At 69.9% G+C, this 14211-nt stretch carries 13 protein-coding genes and 1 rRNA gene; 11 read left to right on the forward strand and 3 right to left on the reverse strand.

Annotated elements, in window-relative coordinates; genetic code table 11:
• The 4 genes from rrf to ABZ215_RS12390 all read left to right on the forward strand — a co-directional run.
• Positions 1–95, forward strand: a 5S ribosomal RNA gene (gene rrf / locus ABZ215_RS12375); the annotation flags it as partial.
• Between the two features lie 88 nt (positions 96–183).
• On the forward strand, positions 184–927 hold the full coding sequence (locus ABZ215_RS12380; RefSeq protein ID WP_354949535.1) for a type 1 glutamine amidotransferase: 744 nt from the start codon (positions 184–186) through the stop codon (positions 925–927).
• Between the two features lie 39 nt (positions 928–966).
• Entirely contained in the window at positions 967–3945 is a 2979-nt protein-coding gene (locus tag ABZ215_RS12385; protein ID WP_354949536.1) for a bifunctional [glutamine synthetase] adenylyltransferase/[glutamine synthetase]-adenylyl-L-tyrosine phosphorylase, read from the forward strand.
• A gap of 52 nt (positions 3946–3997) precedes the next feature.
• Complete coding sequence (locus ABZ215_RS12390) at positions 3998–4423, forward strand: acyl-CoA thioesterase (RefSeq protein ID WP_354949537.1); 426 nt, start codon at positions 3998–4000, stop codon at positions 4421–4423.
• A gap of 84 nt (positions 4424–4507) precedes the next feature.
• On the opposite strand, the gene glnA is transcribed toward ABZ215_RS12390, so the two are convergent.
• Complete coding sequence (gene glnA, locus ABZ215_RS12395) at positions 4508–5932, reverse strand: type I glutamate--ammonia ligase (RefSeq protein ID WP_027932281.1); 1425 nt, start codon at positions 5930–5932, stop codon at positions 4508–4510.
• A 173-nt stretch (positions 5933–6105) separates the two neighbouring features.
• Here glnA and ABZ215_RS12400 point away from each other — a divergent pair, with 173 nt between their 5' ends.
• Positions 6106–6579, forward strand: a complete 474-nt coding sequence (locus tag ABZ215_RS12400) for an RDD family protein (RefSeq protein WP_354949538.1) — start codon at positions 6106–6108, stop codon at positions 6577–6579.
• Between the two features lie 53 nt (positions 6580–6632).
• Here ABZ215_RS12400 and ABZ215_RS12405 read toward each other — a convergent pair whose 3' ends face one another.
• On the reverse strand, positions 6633–7364 hold the full coding sequence (locus ABZ215_RS12405) for a DUF4191 domain-containing protein (protein WP_354949539.1): 732 nt from the start codon (positions 7362–7364) through the stop codon (positions 6633–6635).
• An 80-nt stretch (positions 7365–7444) separates the two neighbouring features.
• Between ABZ215_RS12405 and ABZ215_RS12410 the strand changes: the two genes are divergently transcribed.
• From ABZ215_RS12410 to ABZ215_RS12435, 6 genes are all read left to right on the forward strand, one after another.
• Positions 7445–9508, forward strand: coding sequence for an ATP-dependent DNA helicase UvrD2 (locus ABZ215_RS12410; RefSeq protein ID WP_354949588.1), 2064 nt, complete (start codon positions 7445–7447; stop codon positions 9506–9508).
• A 1052-nt stretch (positions 9509–10560) separates the two neighbouring features.
• Complete coding sequence (locus ABZ215_RS12415) at positions 10561–10797, forward strand: hypothetical protein (RefSeq protein WP_354949540.1); 237 nt, start codon at positions 10561–10563, stop codon at positions 10795–10797.
• 117 nt (positions 10798–10914) lie between these two features.
• Positions 10915–11316, forward strand: a complete 402-nt coding sequence (locus ABZ215_RS12420) for a WhiB family transcriptional regulator (RefSeq protein WP_020417590.1) — start codon at positions 10915–10917, stop codon at positions 11314–11316.
• A gap of 77 nt (positions 11317–11393) precedes the next feature.
• Entirely contained in the window at positions 11394–11567 is a 174-nt protein-coding gene (locus ABZ215_RS12425) for a hypothetical protein (protein ID WP_237337538.1), read from the forward strand.
• 275 nt (positions 11568–11842) lie between these two features.
• On the forward strand, positions 11843–12907 hold the full coding sequence (locus ABZ215_RS12430; RefSeq protein ID WP_354949541.1) for a class I SAM-dependent methyltransferase: 1065 nt from the start codon (positions 11843–11845) through the stop codon (positions 12905–12907).
• Positions 12904–13083 carry a hypothetical protein gene (locus ABZ215_RS12435; protein WP_084506060.1) on the forward strand — a complete coding sequence of 60 codons (180 nt, stop codon included), beginning with the start codon at positions 12904–12906 and terminating at the stop codon, positions 13081–13083. Before ABZ215_RS12430 ends, ABZ215_RS12435 begins: the two co-directional genes overlap by 4 nt.
• 7 nt (positions 13084–13090) lie before the next feature.
• Here the strand turns inward: ABZ215_RS12435 and ABZ215_RS12440 are convergent, their stop codons facing one another.
• Entirely contained in the window at positions 13091–14032 is a 942-nt protein-coding gene (locus tag ABZ215_RS12440; RefSeq protein ID WP_354949542.1) for a hypothetical protein, read from the reverse strand.
• Between the last annotated feature and the right edge of the window lie 179 nt (positions 14033–14211).

Below are 14211 nucleotides of genomic sequence, written 5' to 3' on the forward strand. Positions count from 1 at the left end.
AAACGCCCGGTCCCATTCCGAACCCGGAAGCTAAGCCTGCCAGCGCCGATGGTACTGCACCCCCGCGGGTGTGGGAGAGTAGGACACCGCCGAACACAACTTCACAAATAAGCCCAGGGGCTCGGTCGAGAACAGTACGTTCTCCCGAGCCCCTGGGTGTTTTTGTGCCCTTATCCTGGACGCATGACGCGCCTCCTGGTCCTGCAGCCCGACCCGTCCGATCCGATCGGGCCCCTCGGCGACTGGCTCACCGCCGCCGGCGCGGAACTCGACCTCCGGCGTCTGCCCGAGGACCCGCTCCCCGGCACGCTCGACGGGTACCAGGGCCTCGTTTGCCTCGGCGGCGGCATGAACGCCGAAGACGACACCAAGCACCCCTGGCTCGCCGACGTCCGGGCGCTCCTCGCGACCGCGGCCCGCACGAATCTGCCGACGCTCGCGATCTGCCTCGGCGCTCAGCTTCTCGCGGTCGCCACCGGTGGGCGCGTCCAGCCCGGCGATTCCGGTCCCGAGGTCGGGGCGGCTCTCGTCGCCAAGAAGGACGCGGCCTGGACCGATCCGCTCTTCGCCGACCTCCCGCTCATGCAGGACGTCATGCACTTCCACGAGGACGTCATCACCCAGCTGCCCCACGGCGCCGTCCTGCTCGCATCCGCTCCCAAGTACCCCAACCAGGCCTTCCGGCTGCACCGCAGCGCCTACGGCATCCAATTCCACATCGAGACCACCACCCAGGTCGTCCAGGCCTGGGCCGGCGAGGCGCCCCCGATGGCGGCGACCCGCCCGGCGAGTGCGTTCGACACCGAAACCCTGGATCGCAACCACGCCGACATCGCCGAGACCTGGCAGCCCTTTGCCACCAGGTTCGTCCGGCTGGCTGAAGGTGCCCTCGAGAGCGCCCCACCGGCATCCCTTCCGCTCACTTGATCGACAACGACCGGCCCGACACGGTTACGGTGGACCCTGATGGCAGAGCAGTCACGAGGGGCTGGATCCCCTGCGCGCTACGGCTTCACCGACGACCGCGCCGAGGAGCACCTCCGCGCCGCCGGCTGGTGGACCGACACCGGGCCCGCCCCGGACGCGCTGGACATCCTCGTCGCCCTGTCCCGCAGCGCCGATCCCGACCTGGCGCTGCGCAGCCTCGACCGCATCCGGGAGACCGACGAGCAGGGCTGGCCCGAGCTGACCGCCGCCCTGCGCGACAACCCCACGCTGCGCGGCCGGCTGGTCGGCGTCCTCGGCACGTCGAGCGCGCTCGGTGACTTCCTCGTCGGCCACCCCGGTGAGTGGACGCGTCTCGCCGCCGACAAGTGCACCGACGCCGACTGCTACGCCGACACCATGCTCGATGCCGTCCGTGAGGACGGCGAGATCCGGACGGGCGCCCCGGCGGAGAACGCCCTGCGCACCGCCTACCGCGGCCTGCTCCTCGAAATCGCCGGCACCGACCTCGGACACCTCGTCGAGGGCAAGCTCGACCGGCCCCGCTACGCGGAAGTCGCCCAGCAGCTCACACTCCTCGCCGAAGCGGCGCTGATCACCGGTCTCGAAATCGCGCAGGCCGAGCAGGCGCCCAAGGGACTCGGCGACACCCGCCTGGCGGTCATCGCCATGGGCAAGTGCGGCGGCCGCGAACTCAACTACGTCAGCGACGTCGACGTCATCTTCGTCGGCGAAGGCGACCTGCAGCTCGCCACCCGTCTGGCCAGCACGATGATGCGGATCGTCGGCAAGGCGTGCTTCGAGGTCGACGCCGCTCTCCGCCCCGAGGGCAAGCAGGGCGCCCTCGTCCGCACGCTCGACGGTCACACCGCCTACTACGCGAAGTGGGCACGCACCTGGGAGTTCCAGGCCCTCCTCAAGGCACGCCCGGTGGCCGGCGACGCCGAACTCGGCAACCAGTACGCCGAGATGGTCACCTCCATGGTGTGGTCGGCCGCCGAGCGGGAGAACTTCGTCGCCGACGTCCAGCAGATGCGCAGGCGGGTCGAGGGGCACGTGCCGTCCGAGCTGGCCGAGCGTGAGCTGAAGCTCGGCCGCGGAGGCCTGCGGGACGTCGAGTTCGCGGTCCAGCTGCTCCAGCTCGTCCACGGCCGGGCCGATCCGAGCCTGCGGTCGCCGTCGACCGTCGAGGCACTGACGGCGCTCGGCTCGGGCGGTTACGTCGGCCGCAGCGACGCGGCCGAGCTGGAGATGTCGTACGAGTTCCTACGGACGGTCGAGCACCGGCTGCAGCTGCGCCGCCTGCGCCGCACCCACCTGTTCCCGGACTTCAACGACTCGGACGAACTGCGCGTGCTCGGCCGGGCGATCGGTATCCGTCCCGAGATGGCCCGCGGCGAGGGTGAGATCCTGCTCGTCGAGTTCCGCCGCCACAATCAGCGGATCCGTCGTCTGCACGAGAAGCTGTTCTACCGCCCGCTGCTGCAGTCCGTGGCCAGCGTGTCCACTGAGGACCTCCGCCTCACCACGAAGCAAGCCGCGCAACGTCTCGCGGCTCTCGGCTACGCGGCGCCCGACGGCGCGCTGCAGCACATCCGCGCACTCACCTCCGGCGTTTCACGCCGGGCCGCCATCCAGAAGGCGCTGCTCCCCGTCCTGCTCGACCTGCTCGCCGACACCCCGGACCCGGACGGCGGGCTGCTCGCGTACCGGAAGGTGTCCGAGGCGCTGGAGGACACCCCGTGGTACCTGCGGGTGCTGCGAGACGAGGGCGCGGTCGTCGAACGGCTGGCGTCCCTGCTCGGCACCTCGAAGCTGGTACCGGACCTGCTGGTGCGCGCGCCCGAGGTCCTGCAACTGCTCGGCGACCCCGCCCGGCTGACCGGACGGACGCCCGCCGAGGTGGCGAAGTCGCTGCGGGCGACCGTGCGCCGGCAGCCCGGGCTCAACGCGGCGGTCGCGGCGGCCCGGTCGTTGCGGCGCCACGAGATCCTGCGCGTCGCCGCGGCCGACCTGCTCGGCCTGCTGGACGTGCGCGAGGTGTGCGAGGCGCTGTCCTCGGTGTGGGTCGCCGTGCTGCAGAGCGCGCTGTCCGCGGCGATCCGCAAGCGCTGCGCCGAACTGGGTGGCGAGGCGGCGAAGATCGCCGTGATCGGCATGGGCCGGCTGGGTGGCGCCGAGCTGGGCTACGGCTCGGACGCCGACGTCCTCTTCGTCTGCGAGCCCGCCGAGGGCGTGTCCGACGGCGACGCCGTGCGCTACGCGTCCTCGGTCGCCGAGACGGTGCGCAAGATGCTCGGTGCCCCGAGCGCGGACCCGCCCCTGCAGGTCGACGCCGACCTGCGGCCGGAGGGTCGTGGCGGTCCGCTGGTGCGCACGCTCGACTCGTACCGGGCGTACTACGCGCGCTGGGGCGAGGTCTGGGAGACGCAGGCGCTGCTGCGCGCCCGGTTCGTCGCCGGTGACGCGGAACTGGGGGAGCGGTTCATCGAGATGATCGACCCGATCCGCTATCCCGACGGCGGGCTGGACGCGTCCCGCGCCCGCGAGGTGCGGCGGATGAAGGCGCGGGTGGACACTGAGCGGATGCCGCGCGGAGCCGATCCGACCCTGCACACCAAGCTGGGCCGGGGCGGGCTGGCCGACGTCGAGTGGACGGTGCAGCTCTTCCAGTTGCGGCACGCGTTCGAGGTCCCGGACCTGCGGACCACCTCGACACCGCGAGCGCTGGCCGCGCTGGCCGAGGCGGGCCTGGCCGAACCGGAGGACACCGCCTCCCTCACTGAGGCCTGGCTGCTCGCGACCCGGGTGCGCAACGCGGCGATGCTGGTCCGCGGCAAGGCCGTCGACCAGGTGCCGAGCTCGGGCCGCGACCTGGCCGCGGTCGCGCGCATCCTCGGGCAGAGCGCCGACGACGACCCGGGCGAGTTCCTCGACTCCTATCGCCGCACCACGCGGCGGGCGCACGCCGTCGTCGAGAGGCTCTTCTACGAGGCTTGACGTGGCGAACGTCCCAGCCCGCCGCAGCTTGGTCCCGCTTTACAGTGGATCCGTGACTGAGCGCGAACCGTTCCGGGTGGAGATCAAGGTCAGGCACTACGAGCTGGACACGCTCGGCCACCTCAACCACGCCGTGTACCACTCGTACGGCGAGGTCGCCCGCACCGAAGCGTTCGAGCAGGCCGGGGGCGCGGCGCTGCGCGAGCAGAACCTGGCGCCGGTGCTGCTGGAGTCGCACATCGTCTTCCGCAGGGAGATCCGCGCGGGTGAGACCGTGCACGTGGGCTGCGAGGGTAAGTTCGGCACCGGCAAGACGTTCCAGATGATCAACAACATCCACAAGGCGGACGGCACCCTGTCCGCCGAGATCACCTGCACGCTCGGGCTGATGGACCTGGGGCGCCGCAAGCTGGTCGAGGACCCGCGCGGCCACTGCGAACGCGCCGGCCTGGACATGTCGGTCCTCACCGCCGAATAACCCCGCCCAAAACGAACGCCGACGGCGAGGGCGTTTTCCGCTCCTCGCCGCCGGCGCGCTCAGGGTGTTTCTACCCGGTACGAATCACACGTCGTAGTACAGCGCGAACTCGTACGGGTGCGGACGCAGCCGCAGCGGGTCGATCTCGGTCTCGCGCTTCAGCGAGATCCACGTCTCGATGACGTCGGGGGTGAACACGCCGCCCTCGGTGAGGAAGTCGTGGTCGGCCTCGAGGTTGTTCAGCACCTCGTCGAGGGTCGCCGGGACCTGCTTGACGTCCTTGGCCTCCTCCGGCGGAAGCTCGTACAGGTCCTTGTCGATCGGCTCCGGCGGCTCGATCTTGTTCTTGATGCCGTCCAGGCCGGCCATCATCATCGCGGCGAACGCGAGGTACGGGTTGCCGGACGAGTCCGGGCACCGGAACTCGATGCGCTTGGCCTTGGCGTTGGACCCGGTGATCGGGATCCGGACGCAGGCCGAGCGGTTGCGCTGCGAGTACACCAGGCTGACCGGCGCCTCGAAGCCCGGCACCAGGCGGTGGTAGGAGTTCACCGTCGGGTTGGTGAAGGCCAGCAGCGACGGGGCGTGGGCCAGGATGCCGCCGATGTAGTGGCGTGCCATGTCCGACAGGCCGGCGTAACCGGACTCGTCGTAGAACAGCGGCTGGCCGTCCTTCCACAGCGACTGGTGGCAGTGCATGCCCGAACCGTTGTCACCGAACAGCGGCTTCGGCATGAACGTCGCGGTCTTGCCTGCGTTCCACGCGGTGTTCTTCACGATGTACTTGAACAGCTGCAGGTCGTCCGCAGCGTGCAGCAGCGTGTTGAACTTGTAGTTGATCTCGGCCTGGCCCGCGGTGCCCACCTCGTGGTGCGCGCGCTCGAGAGTGAAGCCGGAGTTGATCAGCTTCTGGCTGATCTCGTCACGCAGGTCGGCGAAGTGGTCAACCGGCGGGACGGGGAAGTAGCCGCCCTTGAAGCGGGTCTTGTAACCGCGGTTGCCGCCCTCTTCGTCGCGGCCGGTGTTCCACCAGCCCTCGACCGAGTCGATCTCGTGGAAGGAGCCGTTCTCACGCGAGTCGAAACGCACCGAGTCGAACACGTAGAACTCGGCCTCGGGGCCGAAGAACACGGTGTCGGCGACGCCGGACTCGGCGATGTACTGCTCGGCCTTGCGCGCGATGTTGCGCGGGTCGCGGCTGTACGCCTCGCGGGTGAACGGGTCGTGCACGAAGAAGTTGATGGAGAGGGTCTTCTCCTTGCGGAACGGGTCGATCCGCGCGGTCTCCGGGTCCGGCAGCAGCAGCATGTCGGACTCGTGGATCGACTGGAAGCCGCGCACCGAGGAGCCGTCGAAGGCCAGGCCCTCTTCGAACGCGTCCGCGTCGAACGCCTTCGCAGGGACGGTGAAGTGCTGCATCACACCCGGCAGATCACAGAACCTGACGTCAACGAACTGCACGTCCTCATCTGCGATGAGACGCTGGATATCGTCTGGAGTAGTGGACACCCTCTGTAACTCCTTCATACGCATTGCCGGGGGCAGTACTCTCTTCGGCTCACGCTAAGAGCGCGGTGTTGCCCGACCGTCACCCGTATGTTTCGCGGAGGTTAACGGGCTGGGCGATATCCCCCAGCAGACCAGGGCGGACGTGGCGCACGCCACCGGCATACCCTGGTCGGGTGGCGAGATGGACCGGTGAGTGGTTGTCCGCACCTCGGCTCGGCGCCGAGGAGCCCCCGCGCTGGCGAGGGGAACGGCTGGGCCTCCCCGAACAGGGGGTCGGCGCCGTGGCCGGCGGCGGCGCGCGCCTGCTCGGCCTGGTCGTCGACCTGGTCGCCGCGTCCCTGCTGACCTCCCTCTTCATGCGCCCCGACCTGCAGGACACCGCCGCGATGCAGTCCTACAACCTGTGGGCGATCGCCGTGTGGGCGATCATCACGATCATCCCGGTCTCGTTCTTCGGGTTCACCCCGGGCATGTTCGTGACCGGCATCCGCGTCGCCCGTCTGGACGGCGCCGGGATGGTCGGGGTGCCCAGGGCGATCGTCCGTGCGGCGCTCACCTTCGTGATCATCCCGGCCGCGATCCGCAACGCCGACGGCCGCAGCTGGCTCGACCGCCTCACCGGGACCGTCGTCATCCGGATGCGCTGACAAAGAGAGAAGGCCCCGACCTGCGTGGTCGGGGCCTTCGTCGTCTCCGGGGGTCAGCGGCGCTTGATGACGCGCTGCACGCTGCGCATCTTCGCGCCCTGCGGCATCGGGCCCTTCGGCATCGCGGCGCCACCGCGGTTGCCGAGCGCGGCGAGCTTCGCCTCCAGCGCGTCGACCTGCGCCGGGCGGAGGTTGCGCGGCAGCTTCATCATGTGGCTCGACAGGCGGCGCAGCGGGACCTGGCCCTCCTCGTTGCCGACGACGACCTCGTAGATCGGGGTGTCGCCGACCAGGCGGGCCACGCGCTTCTTCTCCTGCGTGATCAGGTTCCGCACGCGGTGCGGCGCGCCCTCGCCGACCAGCACGACACCCGGGCCGCCGAGCACGCGGTGCACGGCGTCGAGCTGCGTGGTCGCGGCGACCGTCTGGGTGACCTTCCAGCGGCCGCGCAGGTTGTCCAGCGCCCAGCCCGCGGCTCCGGGCTGGCCCTCGGCCTTCGCGAACACGTTGCGCTGCACCCGGCGGCCGAAGATGATCACCGCGGCGAGCACGCCGAGGACGATGCCCAGCGGCAACAGGACCCACAGCATGTCGAGCAGCAGCCCGACCACGACGAAGACGCCGGCCACGACCAGGAACGCGCCGAGCATCCACGGGATGAGCGCCTTGTCCTCCCGGCGCTGCATCTTGAACGCTTCCCAGATCTGACCGCGCCGGGCCTTGCTCGCGGCGCGCCGTTCCCGCTTGGCCTGCTTGGCAGCCTCTTTGTCCTGCTTTCCCGCCATATGAACCAGGATACGGCCGGGCAGGGCGACGCGATCCTGTCGGTCCCCTCTGCGAGGATGCCGGGGTGGCTAGCGCACCTGTGACCAAGTCCCCGACGGGCCTGTTGGACGGGCTGGACCCCGAGCAGCGTGCCGCCGCGGCAGCCCCGCGCGGGCCGGTCTGCGTCCTGGCCGGCGCGGGCACCGGCAAGACGCGCACCATCACCCACCGCATCGCGCACCTGATCGCGTCCGGGCACGTTTCCGCAGGTCAGGTGCTCGCGGTCACGTTCACCGCACGCGCGGCGGGGGAGATGCGGACGAGGCTGCGCGCGCTGGGCGTCGACGGCGCCCAGGCGCTGACGTTCCACGCGGCGGCGCGGCGGCAGCTGCGGTACTTCTGGCCGCGCGTGGTGGGCGACCGGATGTGGGACCTGCTCGACGGCAAGCTGCGGCTGGTCGCCCAGGCGGCGCAGCGCTCGCGGGTCAGCACCGACACGGAGATCCTGCGGGACATCGCGAGCGAGATCGAGTGGGCGAAGGCGTCGCTGATCAGCCCGGAGGACTACCCGGCGCAGGCCGCGCGGCTGCAGCGGGACACGCCGATGCAGGCCGCGCAGGTGGCCGAGGTGTACCGCAAGTACGAAGAGGTCAAGAACGCCGCGCGGATGCTCGACTTCGACGACCTCCTGCTGCACACGACGGCCGCGCTGGAGGACAACGCGGACGTCGCGCGCGAGTTCCGCGACCGGTACCGGTGCTTCGTCGTCGACGAGTACCAGGACGTCACCCCGTTGCAGCAGCGGCTGCTGGACGCGTGGCTCGGTGGGCGTGACGACATCACGGTGGTCGGGGACGCGAACCAGACCATCTACTCGTTCGGCGGGGCGTCGCCGCGGCCGCTGCTGGACTTCACGCGGCGGTTCCCGGAGGCGACGGTGGTGCGGCTGGAGCGGGACTACCGGTCCACGCCGCAGGTGGTCGAGCTCGCGAACAAGGTGATCGGCGCCGCGCGGGGGCGGCCGGCGGGGTCGCGGCTCAAGCTGATCGGGCAGCGGCCGGATGGCCCGGAGCCGCGGTTCGCGGAGTTCGACGACGAGCCGACAGAGGCGGGCGCGGTCGCCGGGCGGGTGCGGCAGCTGCTGGACGCGGGTGTGCCGGCGAGCGAGATCGCGATCCTGTACCGGGTCAACGCGCAGTCGGAGGTGTACGAGCAGGCGCTGACGGACCTGGAGATCCCATACCTGGTGCGTGGCGGTGAGCGGTTCTTCGAGCGGCGGGAGATCCGGCAGGCGATGGTCTCGCTCCGGACGGCCGCGGCGGATCCGCCCGCGGGTGATCTGGTGACGGCGGTCCGTTCGGTGCTGGCTCGCGTCGGCCTGACGGAGCAGCCGCCGTCGGGCGGGGCGGCGAAGGAGCGGTGGGACGCGCTGCTGGCGCTGGTGGAGCTGGCCGAGGAGCTGGCGGCGTCGGTGGAGGGCGCGTCGATGGGCCGGTACGTCGCGGAGCTGGAGCAGCGCGCGGCCGCGCAGCACCCGCCGACGGTCGAGGGGGTGACGCTGGCGTCGTTGCACGCGGCGAAGGGCCTGGAGTGGGACGCGGTGTTCCTGGTGGGGCTCGCCGAGGGCACGATGCCGATCCAGCGCGCCGACGGCGACGAGGCGGCGATCGAGGAGGAGCGCAGGCTCTTTTATGTCGGGGTGACGCGGGCGCGGGAGCACCTGTGGTTGTCGTGGTCGCTGTCGCGCCACCCGGGCGGGCGACGGCACCGCCGCCGCAGCCGGTTCCTGTACGGCCTGATCCCGGAGGAACACCCGACGGCGCGGGTGCCCCGCCGCGCGGCGACCACGAGGACGAAGCCGACCTGCCGCATGTGCGGCGAGCAGCTGGCGAACACGCTGGAGGTGAAGCTGGGACGCTGCGCCCGCTGCCCGAGCGACCTCGACGAGGGCTTGCTGACGCGGCTGAAGGAGTGGCGAGCCGAGCGAGCGCGCGAGCTGAAGGTGCCGCCGTTCGTCGTCTTCACGGACGCCACGCTGGTCGCGATAGCCGAACAACGCCCCGACGACCAGCGCGGCCTGGTCTCGATCTCCGGCATCGGCCCGACAAAGGTGCAACGCTTCGGCGACGAGGTCCTGTCCCTCCTCCGCGGCGAGCACGCCTGATCGGTTGTCCCGGTGGGCCACCGCTTCTGGTCGGTTGTCTGGTGGGGTGGCTGTTGCCGGTCGGTTGTGAGGTGGGGGACCGCTTCCGGTCGGTTGTCTGGTGGGCTGGCGGTTGCCAGTCGGTTGTCAGGTGGGCCACCGCTTCTGGTCGGTTGTCTGGTGGGGTGGCTGTTGCCGGTCGGTTGTGAGGTGGGGGACCGCATCTGGTGGGCTGGCTGTTGCCAGTCGGTTGTCAGGTGGGCCACCGCTTCTGGTCGGTTGTGCGGCGGCGTTGCCGCTCCTGCCGAACGCGCTCGCCAAGGCGCGACTCCTGCCCCTCGCCTGCTGAGACGGCTCCGTATGGCACTTGCCATGCCGGGCGCCAGTTGCGTGCCGGGCGCCAGTTGCATGCCGGGCGGGAGTTGCGTGTCGCGCGGCGGTTGCGTGTCGGGCGGCGGTTGCGTGTCGGGCGGCGGTTGCGTGCCGGGGCGGCCGGTCGTGCTCGGTTGCCCGGCGGGCGACCCCCGTGCCGGTCTGGCCGAATCCACAGCGGTCACGGGCCGCCACCAGCCCTGTTGATCGCCTCAGCGATCGGCCCGTTAGGGACGTCTAGACCACCGGGTAGCGGATTTCGCTGTTCCGGCCGGTTCCTCGCGGAGCGCGCCGGTTCGTCGCGTCGCCTGGGTTCGCCGGGCAACTGTGGCCTGCCGTTCCGCCGGGCGGCCGTGAGCTCGGTCAGCAGCCTGTGCCGCGCAAAGACCTCGCGCACTCGCCCCGAACTGGCTAACCTGACTCGCCGGAACGATCGCACTGAGTGGTGCTCTCGTCACAGTGATCATCGGTGGTGGTGAGGGCAGACAGGGGCAGGACCGCTTGACCGCGTCGAAGGGCCGCTTCGCGCGGCGGAACCGCTGCTCAGGGACGATCTTCGTCGTCCGGGAAAGTTCTGCGAAAAATGAGTTGCCCCACCTCGGGCAGGGGCAATAGCCTGCATGAGCGGGTGAAGAGCGCCCGCGAAGCGAACGCCCGTCGCCGGCCGGCGATGAGCGAAGGACGAGAGGAGGTGCTGGGACGTGAACATTTCGACGACGGTCACGCAGCCTGGCATCGCTCTGCCCTTCGCCCGTTCGGCGATGGCTTGCGCGAACGGCTGGGGCGTCGGCACTGCCGACGTCGCTCTGCCGATCCTCGCCCGGCTGCGTGACCGCTTCGACGGGACCCGTGTGTCCGCCGCCAAGCCGGCGTACGTCCCGACCGACAAGCAGACCCGACTCCACGTTCCGCTGGCTCCACCGGAGCTCAGACTCTGACCCCAGTCAGGGAGACAGGCTCACGAGGGCCGCGGAACCGAGTTTCGGATCCGCGGCCCTCGTGTTTTTGTACCACCTCACAACCGAAGAACCGTTACTACACAAAGGAGAACGGGAATGTCATCGGCAATCGCCTTCGCGTCAGAGAAGGCGTTACCCGACGAACTCGCCCTTTCGGGATCCGGAATCGGTGAGCTTTTCGATGCCGTGGCCTCGCCGGATGCCGACCTGCCCTGCAGGTCCGGCGACGCCGATCTGTGGTTCGCGGAGTCACCGGCGGATCTGGAGCTGGCCAAGAGCCGGTGCGCCGAATGTCCGATCCGGAGTGCGTGCCTGTCCGGCGCGCTCGCCCGGCGGGAGCCCTGGGGGGTCTGGGGAGGCGAGATCTTCGAGCGCGGTGCCGTGGTCGCGCGCAAGCGGCCGCGGGGACGTCCTCGTAAGAATCCGGTGGAAACGCCCGTCGCGGAGAAGCGCATCGAGCGCCGCAACCGCACTGACCAGCAGAGTGCAGCCGCATGAGTACTGAAGCCCCCTTCGTTCCCGTGTCGTGGACGAAGCATCCGAGCACGCCGCGCCCCCGCGCCGGGGTCGCGCCCATGACCAAGGAGATCACCCGAATGTTGCTCAACGAAGAACTGGCGAGAGCACGAATACAGGACCTGCACGACGACGTCCGCCCGCGATCGGCGCGCACCAACGCGCGCGCCGCCCGCCGGTGGGACCGGGTGGCGCGCTGGGCTTCCCGCCGCGCAGGCCGGTATCGCGCCTAGCCGATCACCGACACCGCTCCTAGCGGTTCGTCACGCCCATCGGCTCCTTGGCCCGGTGGTGTTCGAGGAAGGCTCTCGAACACCACCGGGCCTGACGCCGTTGGGCATCCATCTCAATGACTGCCCAGCGGTGGCTGGAGCTTCGCCGCATCCAGCCACCACTGCGGCGGTGTGCTCCATGCCGCGTCGATGTGCCTCGAAACGCACCAACCATCCGGCAGGCGGCCGATCCGAAACGGCGGCGAGCGACGGTACGCCGGTGTTGAATGACCGGTATGGCCGCACACACGCACGATCACATCGACTGGGCCGAGCGGATCCCGGCGTTGCGCCGTGCCGACGAGCTTCATGCAGCAACCCACGCGGGAATCGCCGCCGGCCTGGTCGATCGCGTCGGCGCGCAGCCGGTGATCGTCGACGTAGGTAGTGGCGCTGGCGGGATGAGTGCGGCCTTTGCCGTGGAGTTGGCCCGCCGCGGCGGAGGCACCCTCGTTCTCGTCGACGCCGTTCCCGAGCTGCTCGAGGTGGCCGAGGCCACCGCCAGGGCGGCCATCGAGCGGGCGAATGCGGAACACCCTGGTCGGGTGGACCTGGAGAGCCCTGCAGCCGGTACGCGACGCGAGCCCTCAGCTGCACAGCAACAGGTCGAACTCGAGCAGGCGCAAGCCGAGCTGGCGGGGAGTGCCGTGGCTGCGACTGTGGGTCGCGCCCACCCCGGACCCGAGGCTGTTTCCAACGCCGCGTTCGCCGGGCATGTCTCGATCGAGAGCATCCGAGCGGACGTCGCGTCGGTGGACCTCGCTCAGCTCCTCCAGCCTGCGGACCTGGTCTGGGCCGCCTCGATGGTGCATCACCTCCCTGATCAGCAAGCCGGAATCGCCGGCCTGGTCACTGCTCTCAAGCCGGGCGGAACGCTCGCCCTGGCTGAGGGGAGCCCGCCCACCTACTGTCTGCCCTGGGATCTGGGCATCGGCGAACCGGGTTTGGAACGCCGTCTGCTGGCAGCCCGCGACCATTCGTTCGGAGAAATGCGTGCCGGAATGCCGGGCTCGGTCCGGATGCCCTACGGCTGGTACACCGCCCTCCGGAAAGCGGGATTGGAGCAAGTCGGCTCTTTCAGTCGTCTTGTCGACCTGCCTGCCCCTCCCAGCGAGGTCGTTCGCAATTACGTGATCGAACACATCGCCTGGCTCGCCTCGGACGGCGACGAGCTGGTGACGCAGGAAGATCGGGACGTCCTGCGCCGTCTCCTGGATCCAGCGGATCCCGAGTTCCTGGGCAACCGCGAGGACATCTACGTGCTCGGAACGCAGACAGTCCACTTCGGATCGCGCCGATGACCGAGCCGGTTTCCTGTTCCCGCTGCGGCACTCGACGGAAGCCCGACGAGGATCCGCTGGAAACACTGGCGTGGGTCAGCGACCGTGAGGGCGGTGCTCTGCGCTGGCTGTGTCCCCGATGTGCTCGTGAGCACGTCCGTGACATCGAGGGGAAGCTTCCACCCGAATACTGGTGACTGCTCGTCATACCGCCACCTCCTTCAGCGCCTGGACCCTCGGCCGCCTGCGGCGAGCTGCTGCGGCGAACGCGCTCGTGAGTTCCCGCGCGACTGCCATCGCGTCACCGCGCAGACGGCTGGGGGTGGTGTGGACCAGCATCACCCCGGCACCGGTGAGCGGCAGGTGACTCGTTGCCGGACGGTCCGGGCAGGTGGCGGCGGGATCAAGGACCCAGCCCAGGGCGACTTCATCCCACCAGGCGTCGACCACGCCAAGGCGGCGTCCGGCCGAGTCGCAGATGGTCACGTTCCAGATCGGCGGCGGTACTGGGACACCGCCCAGCAGTTCCCGTGCCACACCCTGCTGATAGGTGTCGCGGAGAGAACCCAGACTGCGCAGGGTTTGGCGCACCGCGGATGTTCCGCGTTGGTTGCCTGCGTCGACCTCGTCACGCAACTGTTCGGCGCTGCAGAGCCCGTAGTAGACCGGCAGCGTGAGCAGGCGCCTGAGCCTGTCCGGATCGGTCTCGTGCCTGGCGAGATCGACGGTGGCGCGGGCGGGCGGAGCGAACGGCAGCCCGTCCACCATGACCGGCTCGGGGACGCGGGACGTGCGGTCGAGCCAGGTGAACTCGTGCGAGGCGATCCGGCGTCCGATCGGGATCAGGACGTGGACGCGCCGGGACGGTGACAGCGGAATGCCCTGAGCCTGCAACGCATCCGTGCCGCTGATCACCGCGTCCGGACCGGCGTGGTAGATCGCCGCGCGGAGTTGTTGATCCCGGCTGGGTTCTCGGTTGCTCAACAGGATCACACCTGGTAGGAGCCTGCGCCACGGGCCCCCCGGACGGCACCGGGACGAGATGACGTGCTGGCTCAGGCCCGCTCGGCGCAGGCGCAGGCTGGTGGTGACGTCCTCGCCCGGCGCCGACTCACACGCTGGTGTTGCGCTGATGGTTTCGGTCATGGGATCAGCGTCGCGCTGGAAATGAGGCAGGGGAAGACGTTGCGGGGAACTGTGGACAACTCGGTGGTGCGACTGGTCATCTCATGCAGTTATCGAAGAAATTGTGGATAACTGGCACTCCTGACGGCCCACGGAACCCACGTCGGCAGAAGTTTGCGGCATGGTGGGTGTTGTGGCGG

Source organism: Amycolatopsis sp. NPDC006131 (assembly GCF_040614175.1).
Lineage (GTDB): Bacteria > Actinomycetota > Actinomycetes > Mycobacteriales > Pseudonocardiaceae > Amycolatopsis_E > Amycolatopsis_E tucumanensis.